Annotated in this window: 21 protein-coding genes; 14 read left to right on the top strand and 7 right to left on the bottom strand. The window is 72.1% G+C overall.

Going from position 1 to position 25,830, the window contains the following annotated elements:
* Positions 1-5 precede the first annotated feature (5 nt).
* The gene (locus tag DEJ46_RS14480) at positions 6-1,220 is read left to right on the top strand and encodes an esterase/lipase family protein (protein ID WP_150266679.1); all 1,215 of its coding nucleotides are present in this window, start codon (positions 6-8) and stop codon (positions 1,218-1,220) included.
* Between the two features lie 65 nt (positions 1,221-1,285).
* Entirely contained in the window at positions 1,286-1,807 is a 522-nt protein-coding gene (locus DEJ46_RS14475; RefSeq protein WP_150266677.1) for a hypothetical protein, read from the top strand.
* Between the two features lie 189 nt (positions 1,808-1,996).
* Here DEJ46_RS14475 and DEJ46_RS14470 read toward each other — a convergent pair whose 3' ends face one another.
* The gene (locus DEJ46_RS14470) at positions 1,997-2,239 is read right to left on the bottom strand and encodes a hypothetical protein (RefSeq protein ID WP_150266676.1); all 243 of its coding nucleotides are present in this window, start codon (positions 2,237-2,239) and stop codon (positions 1,997-1,999) included.
* 109 nt (positions 2,240-2,348) lie between these two features.
* On the opposite strand from DEJ46_RS14470, the gene DEJ46_RS14465 reads away from it, so the two are divergent.
* Positions 2,349-3,170 (top strand): helix-turn-helix transcriptional regulator, encoded by an 822-nt coding sequence (locus DEJ46_RS14465; protein ID WP_150266674.1) that lies wholly within the window; start codon positions 2,349-2,351, stop codon positions 3,168-3,170.
* Complete coding sequence (locus DEJ46_RS14460; RefSeq protein WP_150266672.1) at positions 3,163-3,354, top strand: DUF397 domain-containing protein; 192 nt, start codon at positions 3,163-3,165, stop codon at positions 3,352-3,354. The genes DEJ46_RS14465 and DEJ46_RS14460 overlap by 8 nt, the downstream gene beginning before the upstream one ends.
* 3 nt (positions 3,355-3,357) lie before the next feature.
* Here DEJ46_RS14460 and DEJ46_RS14455 read toward each other — a convergent pair whose 3' ends face one another.
* Positions 3,358-4,377, bottom strand: coding sequence for a hypothetical protein (locus tag DEJ46_RS14455; protein WP_150266670.1), 1,020 nt, complete (start codon positions 4,375-4,377; stop codon positions 3,358-3,360).
* Positions 4,378-4,452: 75 nt separating this feature from the next.
* Between DEJ46_RS14455 and DEJ46_RS14450 the strand changes: the two genes are divergently transcribed.
* From DEJ46_RS14450 to hutH, 3 genes are all read left to right on the top strand, one after another.
* On the top strand, positions 4,453-4,851 hold the full coding sequence (locus DEJ46_RS14450) for a hypothetical protein (protein WP_024756774.1): 399 nt from the start codon (positions 4,453-4,455) through the stop codon (positions 4,849-4,851).
* Positions 4,848-6,992, top strand: a complete 2,145-nt coding sequence (locus tag DEJ46_RS14445; RefSeq protein ID WP_150266668.1) for a tetratricopeptide repeat protein — start codon at positions 4,848-4,850, stop codon at positions 6,990-6,992. The genes DEJ46_RS14450 and DEJ46_RS14445 overlap by 4 nt, the downstream gene beginning before the upstream one ends.
* 138 nt (positions 6,993-7,130) lie before the next feature.
* Positions 7,131-8,678 (top strand): histidine ammonia-lyase, encoded by a 1,548-nt coding sequence (gene hutH / locus DEJ46_RS14440; protein WP_150266667.1) that lies wholly within the window; start codon positions 7,131-7,133, stop codon positions 8,676-8,678.
* Between the two features lie 70 nt (positions 8,679-8,748).
* Here the strand turns inward: hutH and DEJ46_RS14435 are convergent, their stop codons facing one another.
* Positions 8,749-9,024: a hypothetical protein gene (locus tag DEJ46_RS14435; RefSeq protein WP_150266665.1), complete on the bottom strand. Its 276-nt coding sequence runs from the start codon at positions 9,022-9,024 to the stop codon at positions 8,749-8,751.
* Positions 9,025-9,135: 111 nt separating this feature from the next.
* Between DEJ46_RS14435 and DEJ46_RS14430 the strand changes: the two genes are divergently transcribed.
* The gene (locus DEJ46_RS14430; RefSeq protein WP_150266663.1) at positions 9,136-9,495 is read left to right on the top strand and encodes a hypothetical protein; all 360 of its coding nucleotides are present in this window, start codon (positions 9,136-9,138) and stop codon (positions 9,493-9,495) included.
* Positions 9,496-9,686: 191 nt separating this feature from the next.
* The gene (locus tag DEJ46_RS14425; protein ID WP_150266661.1) at positions 9,687-10,955 is read left to right on the top strand and encodes an Ig-like domain-containing protein; all 1,269 of its coding nucleotides are present in this window, start codon (positions 9,687-9,689) and stop codon (positions 10,953-10,955) included.
* A gap of 88 nt (positions 10,956-11,043) precedes the next feature.
* Here DEJ46_RS14425 and DEJ46_RS14420 read toward each other — a convergent pair whose 3' ends face one another.
* Positions 11,044-11,910: a helix-turn-helix domain-containing protein gene (locus DEJ46_RS14420; protein ID WP_150266659.1), complete on the bottom strand. Its 867-nt coding sequence runs from the start codon at positions 11,908-11,910 to the stop codon at positions 11,044-11,046.
* Positions 11,911-12,038: 128 nt separating this feature from the next.
* Here DEJ46_RS14420 and DEJ46_RS14415 point away from each other — a divergent pair, with 128 nt between their 5' ends.
* Positions 12,039-13,094: an NAD(P)-dependent alcohol dehydrogenase gene (locus DEJ46_RS14415; protein WP_150266658.1), complete on the top strand. Its 1,056-nt coding sequence runs from the start codon at positions 12,039-12,041 to the stop codon at positions 13,092-13,094.
* Between the two features lie 164 nt (positions 13,095-13,258).
* On the opposite strand, the gene DEJ46_RS14410 is transcribed toward DEJ46_RS14415, so the two are convergent.
* The gene (locus DEJ46_RS14410; RefSeq protein ID WP_190622643.1) at positions 13,259-15,637 is read right to left on the bottom strand and encodes a beta-N-acetylglucosaminidase domain-containing protein; all 2,379 of its coding nucleotides are present in this window, start codon (positions 15,635-15,637) and stop codon (positions 13,259-13,261) included.
* Positions 15,638-15,971: 334 nt separating this feature from the next.
* On the opposite strand from DEJ46_RS14410, the gene metK reads away from it, so the two are divergent.
* Positions 15,972-17,195, top strand: a complete 1,224-nt coding sequence (gene metK / locus DEJ46_RS14405) for a methionine adenosyltransferase (RefSeq protein WP_150266655.1) — start codon at positions 15,972-15,974, stop codon at positions 17,193-17,195.
* A 1-nt stretch (position 17,196) separates the two neighbouring features.
* Complete coding sequence (locus DEJ46_RS14400; protein ID WP_150266653.1) at positions 17,197-18,180, top strand: carbohydrate kinase family protein; 984 nt, start codon at positions 17,197-17,199, stop codon at positions 18,178-18,180.
* Positions 18,181-18,434: 254 nt separating this feature from the next.
* Here the strand turns inward: DEJ46_RS14400 and DEJ46_RS14395 are convergent, their stop codons facing one another.
* Together DEJ46_RS14395 and DEJ46_RS14390 are read right to left on the bottom strand one after the other, a co-directional pair.
* Complete coding sequence (locus tag DEJ46_RS14395; RefSeq protein ID WP_150266651.1) at positions 18,435-21,221, bottom strand: ATP-binding protein; 2,787 nt, start codon at positions 21,219-21,221, stop codon at positions 18,435-18,437.
* 228 nt (positions 21,222-21,449) lie between these two features.
* Complete coding sequence (locus DEJ46_RS14390) at positions 21,450-22,676, bottom strand: cytochrome P450 family protein (protein WP_150266649.1); 1,227 nt, start codon at positions 22,674-22,676, stop codon at positions 21,450-21,452.
* 361 nt (positions 22,677-23,037) lie between these two features.
* Here DEJ46_RS14390 and DEJ46_RS14385 point away from each other — a divergent pair, with 361 nt between their 5' ends.
* Positions 23,038-24,288 carry a dTDP-4-dehydro-6-deoxyglucose aminotransferase gene (locus DEJ46_RS14385; protein WP_150266647.1) on the top strand — a complete coding sequence of 417 codons (1,251 nt, stop codon included), beginning with the start codon at positions 23,038-23,040 and terminating at the stop codon, positions 24,286-24,288.
* Complete coding sequence (gene desII, locus DEJ46_RS14380) at positions 24,288-25,745, top strand: dTDP-4-amino-4,6-dideoxy-D-glucose ammonia-lyase (protein WP_150266645.1); 1,458 nt, start codon at positions 24,288-24,290, stop codon at positions 25,743-25,745. The genes DEJ46_RS14385 and desII overlap by 1 nt, the downstream gene beginning before the upstream one ends.
* Positions 25,746-25,830: the final 85 nt, after the last annotated feature.

Below are 25,830 nucleotides of genomic sequence, written 5' to 3'. Positions count from 1 at the left end.
AGATCTTGTCCGAGCAGGAGCAGGCCGAGCGGATCGTCGGCGAGTTCACCCTCGCCACCCCAGTCGGCGCCGAGTCGCCGGTCCCCCTGCCGTATCCGGTCCCGGCACCGGACGCGCAGTGGGAACTGCCGAACGGCTTCGCGCACGTCTTCTACGGCGAAGGCAACCAGGGGATCACCCGGCCGGTGATCCTGTGCGACGGCTTCAACCTCGGCAAGAGCGACCTGAAGGCGCTGTACGCCGGCCTCGACCGCGACTTCCCTCTTCTGACCGAACTGCGCCGCCGGGGCCGTGACGTCATCCTGCTCGGCCTGAACGAGCGCTCCGCCTCGATCCTGGACAACGCCGAAACGGCGACGGCCGCCATCATGCGGACCGTCGCCGAGCAGCTGGGCGACGCACCGCTGACCGTGGGCGGCTTCAGCATGGGCGGCCTGATCACCCGCTACGCCCTGGCCAAGATGGAGCGACAGCGGATGGACCACCGCGTCCGCCTGTACTTCTCCTACGACACCCCGCACCGCGGCGCTGTCGTGCCCGTCGGCATCCAGGCGTTCTCCCACTTCATCCCGGTCCCGAACCCCTTCGCCCGGCAGATGAACAGCCCGGCCGCCCGGCAGCTGCTCTGGCGGCACTACGACCCCAAGACCGGGGAGATCGGGACCGCCCCCGAGCGCAAGCAGTTCCTGGAGGAGCTGGAGCGCGTCGGCAGCTGGCCGCAGATTCCCCTCAGGGTGGCGCTCGCCAACGGCCGTGGCGACGGCACGGGCCTCCCCATCCCGCCCGGCGAGACCGCGCTGAAGGTCGAGCGGATCTACCCCGGCACGACCTTCTACGCCCAGGCCGAGGGCAAGGACGTCATCGTCGCCGAGCTGAAGCGGAGGTTCCCCCCGGCCGAGAAGCCGATCACCACGGACGACTTCCCCGAGCTCGACGGCGCCCCCGGCGGCACCCTCCGCTCGTACGGCATCCTCTCCGACGCGCTGAAGAAGGCCGGCGCCCGGACCGACCTGCGGCACGAGAGCGTCTGCTTCGTCCCCTCGGTCAGCGCGGTCGCGATCCGCGACATCGACCAGCAGAAGGACCTCTACGCGCACATCGACGACCTGCCCCCGGAGGAGAGCGAGGTCGACGAGTTCATCTGCTCCTCGGAGACGACGGGACACACCGCCATCACCCGGGAACTCGGCGAGTGGCTCCTGGAGCGGCTGCCCGACTGATCCTCCGTGGTGCGTGGTTCGGGCCGTCCGCCTGCCGGGCGGCCCGAACGGGTAGCGTCAGCCGGATGACCGACGAAGCGGCCCGATGGGGCCGGTACGCCACGCTCCTCCCGCCCGCCGAGGCCCAGGAGTTCACGGACTGCTGGCAGATCGGAGAGCAGGAAGCCGGGCTCGACCTCCTCGTCACGACGCTGCTGAAGCACCGGGTGCCGATCAGCGACACGACGCGGGCGGAGATCGCCGTGGCCGCCGAGGAGTGGGGTGTGTGGGGGACGCTCGCTCCCGACCTCGGGCGGTGCGTCGACGGTGGCCCGGGCGATGGTTCCCTGAAGCTCATCGAGCAGGCCGACGCCGTCAGGGCGGACCCGTTTGTCATCGTCCCGTGGCTCGCCTGCACCCGTTGCGACCGGACCCTCGCCCGCATGCACCACCGCGAGGGCTGGGGTGACCACTCCCTCGGCGCGATCCGCTACGTCCTGTCGGACCGGGACGTGCCGGTCCGACTCTTCGACCGCGAAACCCTCTGGGACGCCGTCACCGAACTCCGGGCTCCCTGCGCTCACTTCGCGCGGGAGCCGAGGTACTGATCACCCGGACCGCTCCGCGAGGCGTCAGGCTCGCGCGTTCCTCGGGGCTCGCCGTCCAGCACTCGTCCACCGCCGCCTCCCAGAGGTAACCGCTGGGACGGACCAGCGTGAGCGACTTGCCCTGCACGCCAAGCACTTGACCGGTCAGCGCCCGCTGGGCGTCGATCACGACATCACCGACGCGGTACCTCACGGGGTGTGCCGGGCGGTGGCGGTACGGAGAAGCACCGTGAGCCGCTTGGCACCGCCGAGGCCGACGGTCCCGAGCCCGTACCGATGGACGTCACCGCCCGGAGTGTGCGTCACGTCGCGGTAGAGGCCGTTGGTGGGGAGGCCGGCGGTGTCCATGGCGGCCTTGAGGTCACGGTAGACCCGGGCGGCCTCCGGCTCGGTGACGGGGCGGGTGTGGGGTGTGGGTGTGGGGGTGCGCATGGAGGGCTCACTTTCTGATGGATCTCCACCGGACTGCCTCCACGATGGCGTGACCAGACCTACGCTTTCCAGGAGTTGAGTTCCAGTGCGCAGGTGAGGAACGGGGCATATGCCAGGAGCGCAAGATCTGGACCCCGGGGACAGCATCGAGCAGTACCTCGGGAACATGGTCCGCGAGGCGCGACTGACGCTGGGGCGTGAGTGGACGCAGGCGTACGTGGCGAAGCAGGTCTTCAGCAGCGGCAGTCGGCTGTCCGAGATCGAGCGCGGAGAAGACCCCCCGGACCGGGACCTGGCGAAGAAGCTGGAGATCGTCCTGCGGCTTCCGGCCGGCTCGCTGGTGAACCTCGTGAAGATCCTCACCGATCAGAACGTGCGCGACTACGCGAAGACGTACATGCGGCGGCAGCTCGAAGCCACGGCCATACACGAGTTCTCGATCGTCGTGCCGGGCCTGCTCCAGACGGCCGACTACGCCCGAGCGGTGATGGAGGCGGGCCTCGCGGGCGACTCGGGGCAGATCGGCGGCTTCGTCGGCAGGCGACTGGAGCGGCAGGCCGTACTCGATCAGCCCGACCCGCCCTGGATGATGATCGTGCTCGACGAGGCCTCCCTGCGCCGTGACATGGGAGGCGGGCGCGTGATGCGGGAGCAGATCGAGCACCTTCTCGCCATGTGCGACCGCCCCAACGTGAACATCCAGGTGCTGCCCATGAGGGGGACTCCCGTGCCCGGATCCGTGGCGCTCCTCACCCTCCCGAAGGGGGAGCGAGGGGCGTACACGGAGGGGTTCAGCACGGGCAACTACACCGAAGAACCAGCCGAGGTGATGCGATTCCAGCGTGTCTATGATCTGTTGCAGCAGGGTGCGTTGGGCGTCCGGGCGTCCCTGGAACTGATGCGCGCGATCGCGAAGGAACACGATGACTGAGCCCACCCCGAACTGGCACAAGAGCACGTACAGCGGCGCTGACAACGACGCCTGCATCGAGGTCGCCGACAACCTCCCCCGCGTCCTCGTCCGCGACACCAAGGACCACGCCAAGGGCGAGCTCACCGCCACCCCTGGCGCCTGGGCCGCCTTCACCGCGTTCGCGCGGACGTACGCGGTCTGACCCCTACTGCACGCTCCAGCGCGGCGGGTGGTCCGGACCGGTGGGGCAGCCGAAGACGTTGAGCCGGCCGTGGTTGCCCACGACGACCCCGGTGGGTACGGCGTGCGGGTACGGGCGCAGGCCCTGGTCCTCGATCGGGGTCCAGCTCTCGTATCCGCCGCCCCACTCGGACGTGCCGACCGTCAGCAGGAGGCGCATCGGCGTCGCGCAGGTCGCGCAGTCCATCGTGTACGGGTCCGTGACGTGCCAGGACGCGTATCCGCCGGCCTGCCAGCCGGGCGGGATCGACAGGTCGAACTGGTACGAGACCGGGTCGTCCTCGTCCGCCTCCTCCTCAAGCTCCTCCTCCCACGCGTAGATCCGCTCGCACAGCTCCTCGGGCAGCAGCCCCGCGAAGGGGTACGTGACCACCTGCTCCGGGTGCAGCTCGCAGGGCTCGGGGACGTACCCCTCGTAGCCGACGACCCGCGGTTGCGGCGGAGACGTCAGGATGTTCTCCACCTCCACTTCCGCCGACCTGCGCCAGCGCACGTGGAGGAACATGCTGTGGCCGGTGGGGCGGTGCGCGTCGAAGGGGCACCAGAAGACCTGGAGCAGGTCGGCGCCGTCCGGGCCCGGCGGGAGGTCCGGGACGTCACGTGCGTACAGCTGCGCGAGGGCGAGCAGGGGCAGCGGATCGGTGTCGCCCGTCTCCGGCACCCGGTGCTCGCGGTCCAGGTCCTCGACGAGCCGGAGCTCCTCCTCCGTCAGGCCCTCGTACGGCTCCCGCGCCCACGCGGCGGCCTCGATCTCGCGCTTCCGGCGGATGTCCGCCGGGCGCCGCCCGGTCCCGCGTCCGTGCGTCTCCGTGCACACCGGCCACGGTTCGTCCGCCGGCCACAGCATCGGACCGCCGACGGAGCTCGCCGTCACGCCGGGCTTGCCCGGGCGCGGGTGCAGGCGGGTGGTCGTGCCCCGGTGGGCGGCCAGTTCCGGGAAGAGCGCTTCGACGTCGAGAGGGCGGGGCGGGGTGGTTCTCTTCATGGGACGACCCTATGTCGGTGCCCTCATCTAGCCTGTTGCGAGGGTGTGTTGGCCGACTTGTGGGCGGGGTGGGGCATGACGACGACGGGGCGTGTCGTGGCGTGGGCGGCCGGGGTCGTCGCGCTCGGGCTGATCGGGGTCGCCGTCTTCGTCGACCTCGACAGCGGTGACCGGATCGCCAGTGTCGTCGGGGCGGTGGTGGGCCTGGCGGTCGCCGCGTACACCTTCGTCGGTCCCTCCGGCTCGTCCGGGCGGCGCATCAGGGCCGGGCGGGGTGCGACCGTGATCGACGGGGACGTCAGCGGCAGCGCCGTCGGGCGCGGGTCCAAGGTCGTCGGGCCGCGCACGGCACCGCGTACGGGGCCCCGGCGTGCTCGTGGCAGTGACGACGACGTGCGGGTGGGGCCCGAGAGCAAGGTGGTCCTCGGTGACGTGACGGACAGCGCGCTCGGCGACGAGAGCGAGCGTCGGTGACCTTCTGGCGGAAGGGCGGGACCGAGCGCGTCTCCGTCGGCGGGGACTCCTCGTACAGCGCGGTCGGGCCGTACAGCTCCGTCATCGTCCAGCAGGCCGCTCCGCAGGGCGCGGACGCCGTCGGCTGGCCGCTTGAAGTGGGCGCCGTGCCCGCGCTCGCCTCCGCCTTCCAGCCCCGGACGGGGCTGCGGGAACGGATCGACGCCGTGCGGGAGGAGGGCGGGACGGCGGTCCTCACGCAGGTCCTGTCGGGCGGCGGCGGGGTCGGGAAGTCGCAGCTCGCCGCGTCGTATGCCAGTCAGGCCGTCGCCGAGGGCGTGGACCTTGTGGTGTGGGCGCCGGCCGGTGAGCTCCAGCAGGTCGTCACGCGGTTCGCCGAGGCGGGGGTGCGGGTCGTGGCGCCGGGGGTGACGGGAACGGACCCCGAGGCCGACGCCCGTGCCTTCCTGGCCTGGCTGGCGACCACCTCGCGGCGCTGGCTCGTCGTCCTCGACGACATCACCGACCCCGGTGCGGTGGAGGGTTGGTGGCCGGTGAGTCGGACCGGCAGCGGGTGGGTGCTCGCCACCACGCGGTTGCACGACGCGCGGCTGACCGGGGGCGGGCGGCGGCGGGTGTCCGTCGACGTGTACGAGGCGGGGGAGGCCGTCGCCTATCTGCGGGCGCGGCTCGCCGACGAGGACGGGCTCGCGGACGGGGCCGTGGACGAGCTGGCGGAGGAGCTCGGGTATCTGCCCCTCGCCCTCGGGCACGCCGCCGCGTACATGATCAACCACGGGTTGGGGTGCCGGGCCTACCTGGAGCTGTTCCGCGGGAGCCGGTCCATCGCGGAGGTCCTTCCGCCGTCCGCCGACGCCGAGGGGTACGGGCGGCAGATCGCGACGACGCTGCTCCTGTCGCTGGACGCGGTGGAGGCGGCGGACCCGGAGGGGGTCGCTCGGCGGGTGCTGGGGCTGGCGGCCCTGCTGGACCCGGCCGGGCATCCGGAAGCCTTGTGGCGTACAGAGGCGGTGCTGGAGTACCTCGGATGTGGAGGGGAAGCGGCCCGTGCGACCCTGCGGGTCCTGCACCGGTACGCGCTGTTGTCCTGCGACGCGGGAGTGGTCCGCATCCACGCCCTGACGGCCCGCGCGGTCCGCGAGACGATCTCGGAGGAGGACTCGTCGGCGCTGGTGATCGCTGCAGCCGACGCGCTGGTGGAGATATGGCCCGGGGTGGACCAGCCTGATTGGGCTGTGGCCGCGATGTTGAGGGCCAACGTGGACAGCCTCACCGCCGTGGCGGGTGAGCATCTCTGGGGAGAGGACCCGCACTCGGTTCTCCCGCGCGTCGGTCTCAGCTTGCGGGCCGCCGGTCTCGCGGAGCCCGCGCTGGCCTACTGGCAGCAGCTCGCCGCTCAGTGTGAGCGCAGGCTCGGGCCGGAATGCCCATGGTTCCTCCAGTTCCAGAGCATGGCAGCGCTCTCCCTCTCCGCAGTGCGGCGTAGTGACGAGGCGATCGCGCTGGGGCGACGGGCGCTGGCGGTCAGCGAGCGGGTGCTCGACCCCGATTCCCCGGTCACCCTCGATTGCCGGAACAACCTCGCGACCCTCTATCAGGAGTCGGGACGTACCGTCGAGGCCATCGAGGTGGGGGAGCGCGTACTGGCCGAGACCATTCAGGCGTTCGGCCACGGCCATCGCAACACGCTCGCCGTCCGGAGCAACCTCGCCAACTACCTGTCCGGTGCGGGGCGGACCGCCGAGGCCCTGGCCATCCAAGAGCAGCTCCTTCCGCTCTTCGAGCAGGAACTGGGAGCCGGGAGCCTGACAACCCTGACCGTCCGGCACAACCTCGCCGGTTCGTACTTCGTCGTGGGGCGCTTCGCCGAGGCCATCGAGATGTGGGAGGGGGTGCTCGCGGACCGGGAGCGGATCCTCGGTCCTGAGCATCCGCACACGGTGCTCGTCCGGTCCAGTCTCTCCCTTGCCTACATGCTGTCGGGGCGTGACGAAGAGGCGAGGGAGCAGATGGAGCGGGCCGCCGCCGCCGCGGAGCGGACCTTCGGTCCCGAGCACTCGGACACCCTGATGTACCGGGCGAACCTGGCGGTGAGCAGGCGCGCCGGCCGTCCCCTCTGGCGCCGCATCCTGCGCCGCTGACGCCACTGAGCGGCAGACTGGAACCCCGGTGGCGATCACCGATCCGTCGCGGGGGACCCGGTAAGGGGCCGTGCCCCTGCGAGCCGGTGACAAAATCACCTAGTGACAGGTCGGTCTTCAGTCCGTAGGGTGCTGAATATGGATATGCAGACAGTCGTCCTCGGCACGTCCGGCACGACCCCGCAGGATGTCATCGACGTCGCCCGCCACGGCGCCCGCGTCGAGCTGTCGACCGAGGCCGTGCGCGCCCTCTCCGCCGCCCGGGACGTGATCGACGCCCTCGCCGCCAAGCCCGAACCCGTCTACGGCGTCTCCACCGGCTTCGGCGCGCTCGCCACCCGGCACATCAGCCACGAGCTCCGTGCCCAGCTCCAGCGCAACATCGTCCGCTCGCACGCCGCCGGCATGGGCCCGCGCGTCGAGCGCGAGGTCGTGCGCGCGCTGATGTTCCTCCGGCTCAAGACCGTCGCCTCCGGTCATACCGGCGTCCGCCCCGAGGTCGCGCAGACCATGGCCGACGTCCTCAACGCCGGGATCACCCCCGTCGTCCACGAGTACGGCTCCCTCGGCTGCTCCGGCGACCTCGCCCCGCTCTCCCACTGCGCCCTCGCCCTGATGGGCGAAGGCGACGCCGAGGGTCCCGACGGCGAGCTGAAGCCCGCCGGCGAGCTGCTCGCCGCGCACGGCATCGCGCCCGTCGAGCTCAAGGAGAAGGAGGGCCTCGCCCTCCTCAACGGCACCGACGGCATGCTCGGCATGCTCGTCATGGCCCTCGCCGACCTCGACACCCTCTACAAGTCGGCCGACATCACCGCCGCGCTCTCCCTCGAAGCCCTCCTCGGCACCGAGAAGGTCCTCGAGCCCGAGCTGCACGCCATCCGCCCGCACCCGGGCCAGGCCGCCTCCGCCGCCAACATGCTCGCCGTGCTCAAGGGCTCGGGACTGACCGGCCACGCCCAGGCCGGTGAGGCGCCCCGCGTCCAGGACGCCTACTCGGTGCGCTGCGCCCCGCAGGTCGCCGGCGCCGGCCGCGACACCATGGCCCACGCCCGGCTCGTCGCCGAGCGCGAGCTCGCCGCCGCCGTCGACAACCCCGTCGTCCTCGCCGACGGCCGCGTCGCCTCCAACGGCAACTTCCACGGCGCCCCCGTCGCGTACGTCCTCGACTTCCTCGCGATCGCCGCCGCCGACCTCGGCTCGATCGCCGAGCGCCGCACCGACCGGCTCCTCGACAAGAACCGCTCGCACGGCCTGCCGCCGTTCCTCGCCGAGGACGCCGGCGTCGACTCGGGCCTGATGATCGCCCAGTACACGCAGGCCGCCCTGGTCAGCGAGATGAAGCGGCTCGCCGTCCCGGCCTCCGCCGACTCCATCCCGTCCTCCGCCATGCAGGAGGACCACGTCTCCATGGGCTGGTCCGCCGCCCGGAAGCTGCGCACCGCCATCGGCAACCTGAACCGGATCATCGCGGTCGAGCTGTACGCCGCGACCCGGGGCATCGAGCTCCGCGAGGGCCTCACCCCGGCGCCCGCCTCCCAGGCCGCCATCGACGCGCTGCGCGCCGCCGGTGTCGAGGGTCCCGGGCCGGACCGGTTCCTCGCGCCCGACCTGGCCGCCGCCGACGCCTTCGTCAGTGCGGGGAAGCTGGTCGCCGCCGTGGAGCCCGTCACCGGGCCGCTGGCCTAGCCGTCCCGTACGTACGGCGAAGGGCCCACCCGGACTTCTTCCGGGTGGGCCCTTCCGTGTGTCCAGGCGCTCAGGAAGCCCTGCCCCGCTGTCTCATCGCCAGGGTCACGAAACCCGCGCCGACCACCAGGAACCCCGTCCCGCCCAGCAGGTACGGCGTCGTGTCCAGGTTTCCGGTCTCCGCGAGACGGGCCCCGTCCGCGGCCGGGTCGTCGTGGACGATGCCGACCCCGACCTGCACACCGGCCTGCTCGTCGGTGGCGTTGGCGGACGGTACGAACCACAGGGCGCACAGGAGTGTTCCCGCCGCGGTGGCGGTGAGAAGTGGGCGTCGGGCGGCGGACACGGAAATTTCGATCCCCCTTGCGGAAACCGCGCATCGGTCGGTCCGGCAGATGCTAATGAAAACAGCGGGTCGCGGGAAAGCCGGGAGCCCGGTGACCCTACGCTCCGTCGCATGAGTACTTCCGAGACAACGCGCTTTGTGCGACTTCGTGTCGATCTGGTCCTGGAGATCGACGGTCCCGCCGAGCTGACCGAGGCCGCCGAGGGCCGGATCGACGGCGACGAGTTCATGCCCGAGGAGGAGCGCGTCCAGGCCCGCGCCGCCGCCCGCGAGGACAGCGCCGAGGCCCTCGCCTACCTCGTCGAGCCCTTCGACCTGATCCGCGAGGTCCCCGGGATCGAGATGGTCCAGGCCTCCTGGAGCACCGAGGAGGTCGAGTACGACCCCGATGCCCTGGAGTGGGACCTGGACGAGGAAGATGTGGAGGGCACCGACGACACGGACGACGTGGACGGCGGCGGCCGGGCCTAGGGAGCGGACCAGCAGCTCACAGGCCTCGGGACGGTGTCCCGGGGCCTTTCTCGTGCCGTCGGGAACCGCGCGCTCCACTCGTGCGTGTCGAACAGTGGCGTTCCCCACAAACCGATCGGTTCCGGAACCGGACGGGGTGTCATGGGTATTTAGGTAAGCGTTGGCAAGCATTGGCTAGGGAATCGGCGACGATGGAGATGCGTGTGATGACGGACGGCAAGCGCCGCAAGAGCCTGGCGGTCGCGGCCGCGGTGCTCGGCGGCGTGCTGGTGCTCTCGGCGTGCAACGACGACAACGGCGGCAGCGCCTCCGGATCCACGACACCACCGTCGCAGTCCCAGGTCGACGAGGCGGCCGAGGCGGCCAAGACCTCGAAGGCGCAGATCACCATCGCGCCCAAGTCCGGCACCCAGAACGCGTCGATCAACAACGACGCCAAGGTCACCGTCACCGAGGGCAAGCTCACCGACGTCACCATGACGTCCGCCGAGGGCACCGCGGTCAAGGGCGAGATAGCGGCCGACGGGCTCAGCTGGAAGCCGACCGAGCAGCTGGAGCGGGCCACGGTCTACAAGATCGCCGCCACCGCCACGGACGCGGCCGGCCTGGAGGCCCACGAGAACTCGTCCTTTACGACGGTCTCGAAGGCCAACAGCTTCATCGGCAACTTCACCCCCGAGGACGGCTCGACCGTCGGCGTCGGCATGCCCGTCTCGATCAACTTCAACAAGGCGATCACCGACAAGGCCGCCGTCCAGGGCGGCATCACCGTCACCTCCAGCGCCGGCCAGGAGGTCGTCGGCCACTGGTTCAACGGCCAGCGCCTCGACTTCCGCCCCGACAAGTACTGGACCGAGGGCTCCACGGTCACGCTGAAGCTCGACCTCGACGGCGTCGAGGGCGCCGACGGCATCTTCGGCGTCCAGCAGAAGACCGTCACCTTCAAGATCGGCCGCAACCAGGTCTCGACCGTCGACGTCGCCACCAAGAACATGACGGTCACCCAGGACGGCAAGACGATCAAGACGATCCCGATCTCCGCCGGCTCCCCGGAGAACCCGACCTACAACGGTCAGATGGTGATCTCCGAGAAGTTCAAGGAGACCCGGATGAACGGCGCGACCGTCGGCTTCACCGACGACGACGGCAAGGGCGAGTACGACATCAAGGACGTGCCGCACGCCATGCGCCTGTCCACGTCGGGCACCTTCATCCACGGCAACTACTGGGGCCCGGACTCGATCTTCGGCTCCGCCAACACCAGCCACGGCTGCGTCGGCCTGAACGACGTCAAGGGCGCCGGCGACCCGAACCAGCAGGCCGCCTGGCTCTACGACCACTCGATCGTCGGTGACGTCGTGATCGTCAAGAACTCCAAGGACAAGACGATCGCCCCCGACAACGGCCTCAACGGCTGGAACATGAGCTGGGCCGACTGGAAGGCCGGCTCGGCCGTCTGATCCCCCCGCGCGTACGCAGACGAGGCCCCCTCCCGTCGGAGGGGGCCTCGCCGTCTGCCGGAGGGGGACCCCGCCGTCCCTCCCGTCGTCACTCCCGTACGGGAGCGGGCTCGTCCACGCCCCACTGGGCGAGCAGCCGCAGCGCGTCCGCCGAGGCCGTCCCCGGCTCCGCGTGGTACGTCACGAGCACCAGGTCCGGATCGTCGCCCGCCACCTTCATCGACTCGTACATCAGGGTCATCTCGCCCACCAGCGGATGCCGCAGCCGCTTCGTCCCGTGCCCCTTGTCGGCCACCGTGTGCGCCGCCCACAGCGAGCGGAACTCCTCGCTCTTCACCGACAGCTCGCCCACCAGCGCGAGCAGCCGCGGATCGTCCGGGTAGCAGCCCGCGTACAGCCGGAGCACACTCACGACCTCGGTCGCCTTGCACTCCCAGTCGATGTACAGGTCGCGCGCGTTCGGATCGAGGAAGATCATCCGGGCCATGTTCCGCTCCTCCGGCTCCCAGGCCGCGAAGTCGCCCATCAGCGCCCGCGCCATCCGGTTCCAGGCCAGGACGTCGAGACGCCGGCCCACGAGGGCGGCGGGCACCCCGTCCATCGAGTCGAGGAGGTGGAGGAGCCCCGGACGGACCCGCTGCGGACGCGCGATCGCCGCCCGCTGCCGCTTCTTCACCGTCGGCTTCGCCAGGTGCGTCAGATGCGCCCGCTCCGTGTCGCTCAGCCGCAGCGCCCGCGCGATCGCGTCCAGGACCTCCATGGACACGTTCCGGCCGTTGCCCTGTTCGAGCCGCGTGTAGTACGCGACGGAGACGCCGGCCAGCTGCGCGAGCTCCTCCCGGCGCAGCCCCGGCACGCGACGGTGGCGGCCGAACTCCGGCAGCCCCACGTCCTCCGGCTTCAGCCGGGCCCGGCGCGAGCGCAGGAATTCGCTGAGTTCGGCACTGAGATCCATGCGTCCCGATTATCCCAGGTCGTACGATCCGGCGGACGGATGTTCCTGTCCCTGCCAGTGGTAGGCACGCTGGTCGTAGGCAGAACAGGTGGCTGGGTGATCCCGGCGCGCTGCCGCAGGCTGATGCCATGACCACGAACGCGACCACCGTCCCCGCCTACGCCGCACCCGCCGCCAACGCCCCGCTGGAGCGCACCACCGTCCCGCGCCGGGCCGTCGGCGAGCACGACGTCCTCATCGACATCAAGTACGCCGGCATCTGCCACTCGGACATCCACCAGGCGCGCGACGGCTGGGGCGAGGGCATCTTCCCGATGGTCCCCGGTCACGAGATCGCCGGCGTCGTCGCGGAGGTCGGCCCCGGGGTCACGAAGCACAAGGTCGGCGACCGGGTCGGCGTCGGCTGCTTCGTCGACTCCTGCCGGGAGTGCGAGTACTGCGAGCAGGGCCTTGAGCAGTACTGCTCCGGCACCGGAATGACCGGCACGTACAACGCGCTCGACAAGAACGGCGAGCCGACCTACGGCGGCTACTCCACCCGGATCGTCGTCGACGAGAACTACACGCTCCGCATCCCCGAGGGCATCGCCCTCGACGAGGCCGCGCCGCTGCTCTGCGCCGGCATCACCCTCTACTCACCGCTCGCCCACTGGCAGGCCGGCCCCGGCAAGAAGGTCGCCATCGTCGGTCTCGGCGGCCTCGGGCACATGGGCGTCAAGATCGCCCACGCGCTCGGCGCCGAGGTGACCGTGCTCAGCCAGTCGCTGAAGAAGCAGGAGGACGGCCTCAAGCTGGGCGCCGACCACTACTACGCGACGAGCGACCCGGAGACCTTCACGAAGCTCGCCGGCACCTTCGACCTGATCATCTCCACCGTCTCCGCGCCGCTGGACTTCGGCGCCTACCTGAGCCTGGTGAAGACGGACGGCGCCCTGGTCAACGTCGGCGCGCCCGAGGAGCCCGTCGCGCTCAACCTCTTCTCCCTCATCGGCGGACGCAAGACCCTCGCCGGGTCGATGATCGGCGGCATCGCCGAGACGCAGGAGATGCTCGACTTCTGCGCCGCGCACGGCCTCGGCGCCGAGATCGAGGTGATCGGCGCGGAGCAGATCAACGAGGCGTACGAGCGGGTCATCGCGAGCGACGTCCGCTACCGCTTCGTCATCGACACGTCGACGATCTGATCCGGTGACGATCTGATCCGGTGACGGCCTGATCCGGTGACGGCCTGATCCGGTGACGGTCTGGCCCGGTGACGGCCTGATCCGGTGATGCAGGAGGACGGCCCAGCAGGGGGCCGGGGCGTGCCGCCGCCCCGGCCCCCCTCGTCGTGACGACCGTGCGGTCGTCAGCTCACGCGGAACTCCCGCACGGTCAGCCACGTCTCCAGGCCGGTCTGCGCCTCGGTGGTCCGCAGCCGGACGTACCGCACCCTGGTACCGGCCGGGACCGTCAGTACGGTGTCGGGGCCGCCCGACAGCTCGCCGAGCGGCTGCCAGTCCGTCCCGTCCAGGGAGTGCTCCACCACGCCGCGGCGGGGGTAGCCCTGCGGCCGGTCGGTCGCCCCGAGCGCCAGCTCGACCTTCCCGATCGTCCGCTCGGCCCGCAGGTCGAGACCCACGCGGGCGCCGGGCTTCGGGTCCCAGAGGCCGCGGAAGTGCGTCGAGTCGTCGCCGTCGACGGCGCGCGGGATCAGGTTCTCCTGGTCCGCCTCCAGGTTGGTGAAGGCCTTCGGGCGGGGGGTGACGCCGAGGGACACGTCGTGCTCGGCGATCGCGTCGAGGACGAAGGCGTCCAGGACGCCGTCCGCGACGATGACCGGGATCTTCAGCCCGTACAGGTGGGTGTACGTGAACGACTGGGCGTGCGCGACCTGGCCGGGGAGGAGCGCGCGCAGCCGCGCGGCCTCGGCGGTGTCGCCCTCGCGCACGGCGCCGGTCAGGGCGAGTGCGGTGCGGGCCGCGGTGCCCCAGGCCTCGGCGGAGTTCAGCCAGGGGCCGGTCTGCTCGACGAAGCGGCGGTCGGGCAGGTCGGCGCGGAGGACCGCCGGGGCGTTCTCGAACGCGGCGAACTTCGCGTCCAGGACGGCGGCGGCGGTCCGGTCGCCGGTGGCCGCCTTGCGGAAGCGGGCGACGGCGGCGGCGAGTTCGGGGGACTGGCGGCCGGTCATCCGGGAGAAGAAGCTGCCGTCGGCGAAGGTCCGCAGCGCCTGCCGGACGCGCCGGTCGCCGCCCGCGCGCTCCGCGAGCGCGGCGGTCCAGGCCGTGGCCGGGTCGTAGGCGCGGTCGTTCCAGAGGTACTCGGCGACCGTGTACAGCCCGATCTTGGAGGCGTCGGCCTGCGGCATCGGGTTCGCGGTGTAGCCGGCGAGGTCCCCCGGGAGGCCCTTCTCGCGGCCCTCCAGCGGGCCGAGCATCAGCCGGCCGGGGACGTAGTCGTTGACCGGGAAGTTGTCCCAGAGCAGCACGTCGTGGCCGAAGAGCCGCCGGGCCTCGGCGGCCTGGGCACGGGTGATGGCCGGGGCGATGCCCGCGGTGCCGGTCCACTGGACGAGGACCCCGTCGGCCAGCTTCTCCTCAAGGACCTTCTTGTACGGGGTCGCTTCGAGGTCGTAGTACTCGGTCGGCACCGTCTGGAGCGGGGCGGCGTCCGGATGCGCGGTGCGCAGACCCTCGTTCACCCGGTTCACGAACAGCGCCTGGGCCTCGCCCGCGGCGGCGCCGCCCGTGCCGAACCGCTCCCTGTCGGCCTCGCAGTTCCACGTCGTGTAGTTGATGTCGTCCAGCGGTACGGAGAAGGACCGGACCCCGATGTCCCAGACGCTCTCCAGCTTGGCGACCAGCGCCTGGGCCTCCTCGGGCGCGCTGTAGCAGACGGAGAGGCCGGGGGAGACGGCGTACGTGAAGTCGACGTGCCGGGCGCGGGCGCGGTCGGACAGCTCCCGGATCCGGGTCACCTCGGCGGCCGGGTAGGGCTCGCGCCACTTGGCCCGGAGGTACGGGTCGTCCTTCGGCGAGTAGATGTACGTGTCGAGCTTGTGCTCGCCGTAGTAGTCGAGCTGGTCGAGACGGGTGGCGTGGGTCCACGGCGTGTCGTAGAAGCCCTCGACGACACCGCGCGCGGCGGCGGCCGGCCAGTCCCGCACGGTCACGCCCTGGAGTCGTGCCCCCGACAGGGCGGTGCGGGGCAGCAGTTGGCGCAGCGACTGGGCGGCGTAGTACGTGCCCCGGGCGTCGACGCCGGAGAGCACGATCCGCTCCGTGCCGTCGGCGGCGCGGCCCGCCGCGAGGACGTAGCCGTCGGCGGGGAGCCCGGCCGGACCGGGGACGCCGAGGGCGGTCAGGGCGCCGGCCGAGGACGGGTTCTCGCGCACCCCGCCGACGTGGACGGTCAGTTGGCCGCGGACGGGGGCGGCGGCCTTCTGGAGGGTACGGGCGCCCGCGTCGCGCAGGGCCTTCTCGACGACCTGGAGGGCGGCCGGGTCGGTCCGCGGATCGGTCACCAGCGTCACGGTCGGGGTGACGGCGACGGCGTCGGCCCGCTGGGCGGACTGCTGCGGGGTGGGGGTGACGGCGGAGGCCGTGGTGCCGGTGGTGGTGTCGGCCACCGGGGTCGCGCTCACCGGGTGGGCCAGGGGCAGTCCCAGGGCCGCCAGGGCCAGCGCGGCGGCGGTGGCGATCCGGGTCGGGGTGCGTCCGGGTTCGCCGGTGGTGCGGGTCGAGGGCATGGGGGCGCTCTCCACGGGTCGCGCGCGGCCGGGCCGCGGGTGTCGGTCGGGAGTGGGTCAGGAGTGGGTCAGGAGTAACTGGGACCACATCAGCCCCACGGTCACCGGTCAACGCCCCTAGGTAGGGGGGTGGGCGCGCGACTGTCCGCCGTGCGCTCCCCGTGCGCCAATAGGGGGTGGGGCAGGGGGATTTACCGCCCCCTTCAGGGGGCAGGTGCTCTGGCGGTGTCAGGAGCGGGCCGGATTCAATGTGATCCGGTTCGGCCGTCCGCCGGCCGGTCCGCTTCCGATCCGCCATATGTAGTCAGCAGCCGCTGCAACCCCAGGGAGCGTTGTGTCCCGTCGTCTGTTCACCTCGGAGTCCGTCACCGAGGGTCACCCGGACAAGATCGCTGACCAGATCAGCGACACCATCCTCGACGCACTGCTGCGAGAGGACCCCACCTCGCGCGTCGCCGTCGAGACGCTGATCACCACCGGCCTCGTGCACGTCGCCGGCGAGGTGACCACCAAGGCGTGGGCGGACATCCCCGGGCTCGTCCGGGGCAAGATCCTGGAGATCGGGTACGACTCCTCGAAGAAGGGCTTCGACGGCGCCTCCTGCGGCGTGTCGGTGTCCATCGGGTCGCAGTCCCCGGACATCGCCCAGGGTGTCGACACCGCGTACGAGCAGCGGGTCGAGGGAGCCTCCCGGCGGGACGCGGAGGACGAGCTCGACAAGCAGGGCGCGGGTGACCAGGGCCTGATGTTCGGCTACGCCTCGGACGAGACGCCCGAGCTGATGCCGCTGCCGATCCATCTCGCGCACCGTCTCTCGCGCCGCCTGACCGAGGTCCGCAAGAACGGGACCGTGCCGTACCTGCGTCCCGACGGCAAGACCCAGGTCACCATCGAGTACGACGGGGACAGGGCGGTCCGTCTCGACACGGTCGTCGTCTCCTCGCAGCACGCCTCGGACATCGACCTGGAGGGGCTGCTCGCCCCCGACGTGCGGAAGTTCGTCGTCGAGCACGTGCTCGCGCAGCTCGTCGAGGACGGCATCAAGCTCGACACCGACGGCTACCGGCTGCTCGTGAACCCGACCGGGCGCTTCGAGATCGGCGGCCCGATGGGCGACGCCGGCCTCACCGGCCGGAAGATCATCATCGACACGTACGGCGGGATGGCCCGCCACGGCGGCGGCGCCTTCTCCGGCAAGGACCCGTCGAAGGTCGACCGGTCCGCGGCGTACGCGATGCGCTGGGTCGCGAAGAACGTCGTCGCGGCCGGACTCGCCCGCCGCTGCGAGGTGCAGGTCGCGTACGCGATCGGCAAGGCCGAGCCCGTCGGTCTCTTCGTCGAGACCTTCGGCACGAACGCGGTCGACACGGAGAAGATCGAGAACGCGATCGGCGAGGTCTTCGACCTCCGCCCGGCCGCGATCATCCGCGACCTCGACCTGCTCCGCCCGATCTACTCGCAGACCGCCGCCTACGGCCACTTCGGCCGCGAGCTGCCGGACTTCACCTGGGAGCGCACCGACCGCGTGGACGCCCTGAAGACGGCCGCGGGGCTCTGACATGCGCATAGCCGTCACCGGGTCGATCGCCACCGACCACCTGATGACCTTCCCGGGCCGCTTCGCCGAGCAGATCCTGCCGGACCAGCTCGCCCACGTGTCCCTGTCGTTCCTCGTCGACACCCTGGACATCCGGCACGGCGGCGTCGCCGCCAACATCGCGTACGGCCTCGGCCTCCTCGGCCGCCGTCCCGTCCTCGTCGGCGCCGTCGGCAAGGACTTCGACGGGTACGGGCAACTGCTCCGCGCCGCGGGCGTCGACACCGACTCCGTGCGGGTGTCGGAGCGGCAGCACACCGCCCGCTTCATGTGCACCACCGACGAGGACGGCAACCAGCTCGCCTCGTTCTACGCGGGCGCGATGGCCGAGGCGCGCGACATCGACCTGGGCGAGACCGCCGGCCGGCCCGGCGGGCTCGACCTCGTCCTCGTCGGCGCGGACGACCCCGAGGCGATGGTGCGGCACACGCGGGCCTGCCGCGAGCTGGGCATCCGGCGCGCCGCGGACCCCTCGCAGCAGCTCGCGCGGCTGGAGGGCGACAGCGTCCGGGAACTCGTCGACGGGGCCGAGCTGCTGTTCACGAACGCCTACGAGCGGGCGCTGCTCCTCGGCAAGACCGGCTGGACCGAGGGCGAGGTGCTCGCCCGGGTCGGGACGTGGATCACCACGCTCGGCGCCAAGGGGTGCCGCATCGACACGGCCGGCCGGCCCGGGATCGAGAGCGCGGCCGTGCCCGCGGCGGACGCCGCGGACCCCACCGGAGGTGGCGACGCCTTCCGCGCGGGTTTCCTCGCGGCGCTGGCCTCCGGCCTTGAGATCGTCGACGCGGCCCGTGCGGGTGCCGTCATGGCGACCTTCGCCCTGGAGTCGGTCGGACCGCAGTCGTACGAGGTCACGCGGGAGGGAGTCCACGAGCGCCTCGTCGCCGCGTACGGCCCCGAGGCCGCGGTGATCGCCCCCGCCCTCTTCGGCGGAGCCGTCTGACGGACCCGACGCGGCAGGCGGGCCGGACGGCGACGTCCGGCCCGCCTGTGCCGTGAGCCCGGTCGGCACCCCGCCCGGTACGGCCTGCCCCGGGCGGCAACGGGCGGCAACGGGCGTCCAGGGGACCGGTCCCAGACGCCGCGGCCTTGTGCCCCCCCGGCCCGATCCACCGGGGAGGCTCAGGGTCGCGCCCCCGGCTTCCACGGCGGCGCCCCCGGCTTCCACGGCGGCGCCCCGGCCTCCCCCGGCGGTACTCAGGCCGTGACGGACTTGTCCTGGGCGAGGCTGACCGGGAGGTCCGCTCGGCGGGTGACGTTCAGTTTGCGGTAGACGCGCGTCAGGTGCTGCTCGACCGTGCTCGCGGTGACGCAGAGCCGGCGCGCTATCTGGCGATTCGTCAGACCCCGGGCGGCCAGGGCCGCGACCCGGCGCTCCGCCTCCGAGAGGAGGTCGACGTCGGGGCCGCCCGGCAGTTCCAGTTCCGTGCTCACCGCCTTCGCCCGGCGGCCGCCGCGGCCCGGCACGATCTCCTCGGCCAGCGGGTACGCGCCACAGGCCCACGCCATGTCGCCGGCGAGCCGCGCCGTCATCCGGGCCCGGTAGTTGTCCCCCTGCGCCTGCTGGTGGCGGCTCATCCCGGCCAGCGCGCGGGCGTGTTCGAGCCGGTCGCCGCTGTCGTGGAGCATGTCGACCGCCTCGGCGTGCAGGCGCTCCGCCTGCTGGCCGTCCGCCGCGGCCGCCAGGACCCGCAGGGTGAGGCCCCGGGTGCGGGAGCGCCCGGGCCGGACCAGGGCGAGCTGCGCCTCGGCCAGCGCCCTGGCCTTCTGGCGGTTGCCGAGCCGCAGGTACACCTCGGCCGCCGAGGTCCGCCAGGGCACGATCGACGGCTGGTCGAGGTTCCAGCTCCCCAGGATCTCCCCGCAGAGCATGAACTCGCCCAGCGCCGCGTGCAGTCGCCCCGTCGCCAGCCAGTAGCGGCCCCGGGCGTGCATGTACTCCATGCCGTGCCGCGAGTCGAACATCGCGTCCGGCACCGGCTGCCGCAGGACCCGCTCCGCCTGCTCGTACTCGCCGGCCTCCGTGCAGGCGAGCAGCAGCGCGGAGAGCGGCATGCCCACGGCGAGCCCCCAGCTCTCCGGCGCCGCGTGGGAGAGCGCCAGCTCGGCCCGCTCCCGCGCCGTCGGCAGGTCCCCGCAGCGGATCGCGATCATCGCCCGGGTCGCCGCGAAGATCGCCTCCCAGCCGAGCGACCGCCGCTCCACGGCCTCGGCGAGCAGCGCGTCGGACCAGAACTGCGCCCGGTCGAGCCGGTCGGCGTGGACGAGGACCAGGAGGGCCGTCTCCAGGGCCTCGTACGTCTCCTCCGAGAGCCGGCAGCCCTGCAGGATCTGCTCGGCCTGCGCGACCGACGCGTTGTCCGGGCCCCGCTGGAAGACGCCGGCCTGGGCCTGGAGCGCGGTCGTGCGGGGCGCCAGCCGCACCGGGACGGGGCCGCGCTCCGGCTCGGGCGACGGCGGCAGGGACTCCAGGAGCGGAGGGCACAGCGCCGCCAGCCACATGCGGGTCAGCGACATCTCCAGGTGTTCGCTCTCGGAGCGGGGCCGCAGCCGGGACAGCGCGTCGGCGGCCTCGGGCAGCCGCCCGTACCAGACGAGGCAGCGGATCAGGCCCATGACCGGGTGGCTGGGCTGCAGTTCACCGCTCAGGAGCCGGTCGAAGAGCGCGAGGGCGCGGGTCGTCATGTGCGGGTTCATCCGCCACGAGGCCGCGACCAGGTGCGGGGCGAGCCGGGCCAGCTGGGTGTTGTCGGTGCTGGACCGCACGGCGAACTCGAGGATCCGGAAGGCGTCGTCGAGGCGGTCGTCGAACAGGGCCTGCTGCGCGCCCCGTTCGAGCAGGGGCAGTGCCCAGGGTGCGTCGGGGGCGCCGCCGACCAGCAGATGACGGGCCACGGTGTCCTCGTCGGCGCCGTCCCGGTGCAGCTGCTCCGCGGCGCGCCGGTGCAGCTCGGTGCGGTCCCCGGCCGGCAGGTCGAGGAGGGCGGCCTCGCGGATCGCGGGCTGCCCGAGGGTGCCGTCCTCGTCCAGGAGGCCGATGGCGGCGAGTTCGTGGATGTGGCGCTCGACGGCGGTGGCCGTCGTCCCCATGAGCCGCTCCACGAGGAGCGGGTCGGACCGTTCGAGGACAGCGAGCCAGCGGGCGGTCTCCAGCGTGCCCTCGGAGCTGCGGTGCAGGCAGTCGAGGACGGCCTGGGCGAAGGCGTCGCCGTACACGGGATCGTCGCCGTCGGCCGTGCCGGGGGTGGTGCGGGCCGCCTGCCGGTCCTGGGTCAGTGCCCGGAGGAGCAGCGGGTTCCCGCCGGTCGTCGCGTGGTACGCGGGAGCCCGCCGCTCGGCCGCCTCGGGGCCGTAGTAGTGGGCGAGGAACTGCCGTACGCCGCTGGGAGGAAGCCCGGAGAGCCACAGGTTGCGGCAGTGCGGCTGGCGGAGCAGCTCGGCGCGGAACACGCGGTACCCGGCACGCTGCGAGGCCCGCTCGGTCATGACGAAGCCGATGCCGCCCTGGTCGTGGTGGGCGGCGCAGTACAGGAGGAACCTCAGGGACGCGGTGTCGGCGTGGGTCAGGTCGTCGACGGCGACGAGGAACGGGGTGCGGCGCGAGACGGAGCGCAGCCAGTCGTGCAACTGATGTGTCTCGTCGACGCGGAGCGGCGCGTCGGCGGGGGAGGAGAGGTTTCCGGCGCGCCGCGAGGCGGCGTCCACCAGGTCGCGGACCGTGGACGTGTCGGCACCGTGCTGCTGGGCGCTGCGCAGTAACTGGCAGAGCACGCCGAGGGGGACGTCCCGGTCGCCGGGTAACGCGCGGACCGTCCAGACGGGCGTCCCCCGCTCCGCCGCCAGACGCCGGAACGACCGCAGCAGCTCGGTCTTGCCGCTGCCGGCCGGTCCGGAGACGAGTAACAGTGTCCCCTCACCTGCGGCGGATGCGTCAAGAACGGCCCTGAGGCGGGCTGTCTCCCCGTCGCGTTCCACCAGATTCATCGCGGAAGTCCCCTCGTCCGGGCGCCGAACCCTTCGCCGTATGGCAATCACTCTAACCAGGTCTTGTTACGGCGGAGGGGGACAGATCGAGGGGCTTTCGAGCGGCGGGACTGTCAGGGGCGCCAGGCCGGTTCAACCGGTACGCCGGGCCGGTTCAACCGTTTCGCCGGGCCGGTTCGACCCTTACACCGGGCCGGTTCAACCGTTACGCCGGCCCGCCTCCCGTCCTCACCGCCAGCGGATCGGCAGAGTCTTGAGGCCGCGGATCATCGGGTTCGGGTACCAGACCAGTTCGCCGGGGGAGGCGTCCAGGGCGAGGTCCGGGCAGCGTTCGAGGAGGGCGCGGACGGCGATCCGGGCCTCCATCCGGGCCAGCGGGGCGCCGATGCAGAAGTGGATGCCGTGCCCGAAGGCGAGATGGCCGGCCGTGTGGCGGCGGATGTCGAAGCGGTGGGGGTCCGGGAAGCGCTCCGGTGTGCGGTGGGCGTCGGCCAGCACGACGAGGACCGTCTCACCGGCCGGAACGACCGTGCCGTCGAGGTCGACGGGCTCGACCGGGAAGCGGTACGTCGCGGATTCGACGGGCCCTCCAAAGCGGAGCATCTCCTCCACCGCGCCGTCCAAGAGCGTCAGGTCGGCCCTCAGCGCGGCCAGCTGGTCCGGGTGCGAGAGCAGCGCGTGCATGCCGTTGCCGATCAGGTTGACCGTCGTCTCGTGGCCCGCGACCAGCAGGATGTGCGCCATGCCGAGCAGCTCCTCGGAGGTCAGCCGGGAGCCGTCCTCGTCGCTCGTCCGCACGAGCGCACTGAGCAGATCCTCGCCGTCCTGCCCGCGCTTGGACTCGATGAGCCCGGCGAGGTAGCCGCTCATCTCGGCCATGGCGGTCTGGGCCTGGGCGGGATCGTCCGGGGTGACGAAGGCGTCGGTCCAGACCCGGAAGGCGGCGCGGTCCGCCTCGGGCACGCCGAGGAGTTCGGAGATCACGGTGACCGGCAGCGGCCAGGCAAGCGCCTCCATCAGATCGGCGCGGCCGGCGGGCGCCGCCAGCATGGCGTCCATGAGACCGTCGACGATCTCCTGGACCCGGGGGCGCAGCAACTCGACGCGACGCATGGTGAACTCACGGGCCACCAGTTTGCGCAGCCGGGTGTGCCGGGGCGGGTCGGACTCCAGCATGTTGTGGCTGAGCGCGGCCTCGGCCTCGGTCGGGGGAGTCGCGGAGTTGTTCCAGTCCTTGCTGAACCGGGGGTCGGCGAGGACCGCCCGCGCCGTGTCGTAGCCGACGACCAGCCACACCTCGTCCCCCTCGGGGGTCCGCACCCGGTGGGCCGGACCCTCGGCACGCAGTCTCGCGTACGTCGGGTACGGATCGGCCGCGAAGTCCTGCCCCAGGGCTGCCAGGTCGAGCACGGGGGGAGGGGCGGTGGCGGTCGTTCCCTGGTGGGTGCGGCTCACGAAGAACTCCAGACCGGGCCGGAAGCGGAACGGAAACGGGAAGAGGAACGGGACTTCTCGCGCGTGCTCTTCCGCGGAGCGCGCCCCGGCCCTCCCGGCGGCTCCGCTGATTCCCGGATCTTGTCAAGCATCATCACATTCGAGCCGCCGATGGAATACCCCGGAGCCGGATGTGATCCGAAGCACATTCGAAGTCCATGGTGCGCTCTTGTCGGTCCGTTCCGCGCGGGATTAGAGTCCCCCCGAAATCGACCACCACAATCGACCATCTCGTCGTACGTCACGGTGGAGCGCGGCGACCTCGTTCGGGATTCCCGGATCGGCGAATCATTTCGTGACGGTGGCCCCGGAGGGAACATCCGTGAAAAGCGTCTTATCCGACCTCGCATTCTTCGGCGGCACCGCCGCTTTCGACCAGCCGCTCCTCGTGGGGCGGCCCAACCGCATCGACCGCGCCAAGCTCTACGAGCGGCTCGACCGGGCCCTCGACGGCCAGTGGCTGTCCAACGGCGGCCCGCTCGTCCGCGAGTTCGAGGAGCGCGTCGCCGGCCTCGCCGGGGTCGAGCACGCCGTGGCCACCTGCAACGCCACGGCCGGGCTCCAGCTCCTGGCACACGCCGCCGGCCTGACCGGTGAAGTGATCATGCCGTCGATGACCTTCGCCGCCACCCCGCACGCGATGCGCTGGATCGGCCTCACCCCGGTCTTCGCCGACATCGACCCGGACACCGGCACCCTCGACCCGGACCGGGTGGCCGCCGCCGTCACGCCCCGCACCTCGGCCATCCTCGGCGTCCACCTCTGGGGCCGCCTCTGCGCCGCCGACCAGCTGCGGAAGGTCGCCGACGAACACGGCCTGCGGCTGTACTTCGACGCCGCACACGCCCTCGGCTGCTCGATCGACGGCCGGCCCGCCGGCAGCCTCGGCGACGCCGAGGTCTTCAGCTTCCACGCCACCAAGGCCGTCAACGCCTTCGAGGGCGGCGCCGTCGCCACCGACGACGCCGACCTCGCCGCCCGGATCCGGGCCCTCCACAACTTCGGCTTCAACCTGCACGGCGGCAGCCCCGCCGGCGGCACCAACGCCAAGATGAGCGAGGCCGCCGCCGCCATGGGCCTCACCTCCCTCGACGCGTTTCCCGAGGTCATCGACCGGAACCGGCACAACCACGCCGCCTACCGCGAGCACCTCGCGGACCTCCCCGGCGTCCTGGTCGCCGACCACGACCGCCACGGCGTCAACAACCACCAGTACGTGATCGTCGAGATCGACGAGGCCGTCACCGGCATCCACCGCGACCTCGTGATGGAGGTCCTGAAGGCCGAAGGCGTCCACACCCGCGCCTACTTCTCCCCGGGCTGCCACCAGCTGGAGCCGTACCGCGGGCAGCCGCACGCCCCGCTGTCCCACACCGAACACCTCGCCGAGCGCGTGCTGTGCCTGCCCACCGGCACCGCCGTCGACGACGACGACACCCGCCGGGTCTCCGACCTGCTGCGACTCTGCGTGACCCGCGGGCGCGAACTGACCGCGCGCCACCGCGACACGGCCCCCGCCCCGCTCGCGGCCCCCCGGACAGCCACGCCCACGCCCACGATTGGACGCTCCTGATGACCGCCCCTGCCCCCGTCGCCACCGCCCCGGCCGCACGCTGCGCGCACCCCGGAGCCGATCTGGGGGCGGCGGTCCACGCCGTCGGCCAGAGCCTCGCCGCCGGCGGCCTCGTGCCGCACGACGAGGCCGGAACCACCGCCCGCCACCTGGTCCGGCTCGCCGTGCGCTACGGCAACAGCCCCTTCACCCCCCTCGAAGAGGCCCGCCACGACCTGGGTGTCGACCGGGACGCCTTCCGGCGCCTCCTCGCCCTGTTCGCGCAGGTCCCGGAGCTCCGCGCAGCCGTCGAGGGCGGCCCCGCGGGGGCGTACTGGCAGAACACCCTGCTCCCGCTCGAACAGCGCGGCGTCTTCGACTCCGCCCTCGCCGGCAAGCCCGTCTTCCCGTACAGCGTCGGCCTCTACCCCGGCCCGACCTGCATGTTCCGCTGCCACTTCTGCGTCCGCGTCACCGGCGCCCGCTACGACCCGTCCGCCCTCGACGCCGGCAACGCCATGTTCCGCTCGGTCATCGACGAGATACCCGCGGGCAACCCCTACGCCCTGTACTTCTCCGGCGGCCTGGAGCCCCTCACCAACCCCGGACTCGGCACCCTGGCCGCCCACGCCGGCGAGCACGGCCTGCGGCCCACCGTCTACACGAACTCCTTCGCGCTCACCGAGCGCACCCTGGAGCGCCAGCCCGGCCTGTGGGGCCTGCACGCCGTCCGCACCTCGCTCTACGGCCTCAACGACGAGGAGTACGAGCAGACCACCGGCAAGAAGGCGGCCTTCCGCCGCGTCCGCGAGAACCTGCGCCGCTTCCAGCAGCTCCGCGCCGAACGCGAGTCGCCGATCAACCTCGGCTTCGCCTACATCGTGCTCCCGGGCCGCGCCGCGCGCCTGCTCGACCTGGTCGACTTCATCGCCGACCTCAACGAGTCCGGGCAGGGCCGGACGATCGACTTCGTCAACATCCGCGAGGACTACAGCGGCCGTGAGGACGGCAAGCTGCCCCCGGTGGAGCGCGCCGAGCTCCAGGAGGCCCTCGCCGCCTTCGAGGAGCGGGTCCGCGAGCGCACCCCGGGCCTCCACATCGACTACGGCTACGCCCTGAACAGCCTGAAGGCCGGGGCCGACGCCGAACTGCTGCGGATCAAGCCCGCCACCATGCGGCCCACCGCACACCCGCAGGTCGCGGTGCAGGTCGACCTCCTCGGCGACGTGTACCTCTACCGCGAGGCGGGCTTCCCCGACCTGGACGGCGCGACCCGGTACATCGCCGGCCGCGTGGGCCCCGGCACCTCCCTCACCGAGGTCGTCCGCGACTTCGTCGAGCGCGGCGGCCGGGTGGAGGCCCGCGACGGCGACGAGTACTTCATGGACGGCTTCGACCAGGTCGTCACCGCCCGCCTCAACCAGCTGGAGCGGGACGTCGCGGACGGCTGGGAGGAGGCCCGCGGCTTCCTGCGCTGACCCGCACCCGCACCCGATCCCCCAGGCGATCCCCCCCACACGCGCGATCCCCCCATCCGAGGGCCCGGCCGTCCGGCCGGGCCCT

Origin of the sequence: Streptomyces venezuelae (assembly GCF_008642375.1) — a bacterium.
Taxonomy (GTDB): Bacteria; Actinomycetota; Actinomycetes; order Streptomycetales; family Streptomycetaceae; genus Streptomyces; species Streptomyces venezuelae_G.
The sequence above is the reverse complement of the archived record's forward strand: the minus strand, read 5'-3'. Positions and strand labels throughout refer to the sequence as shown.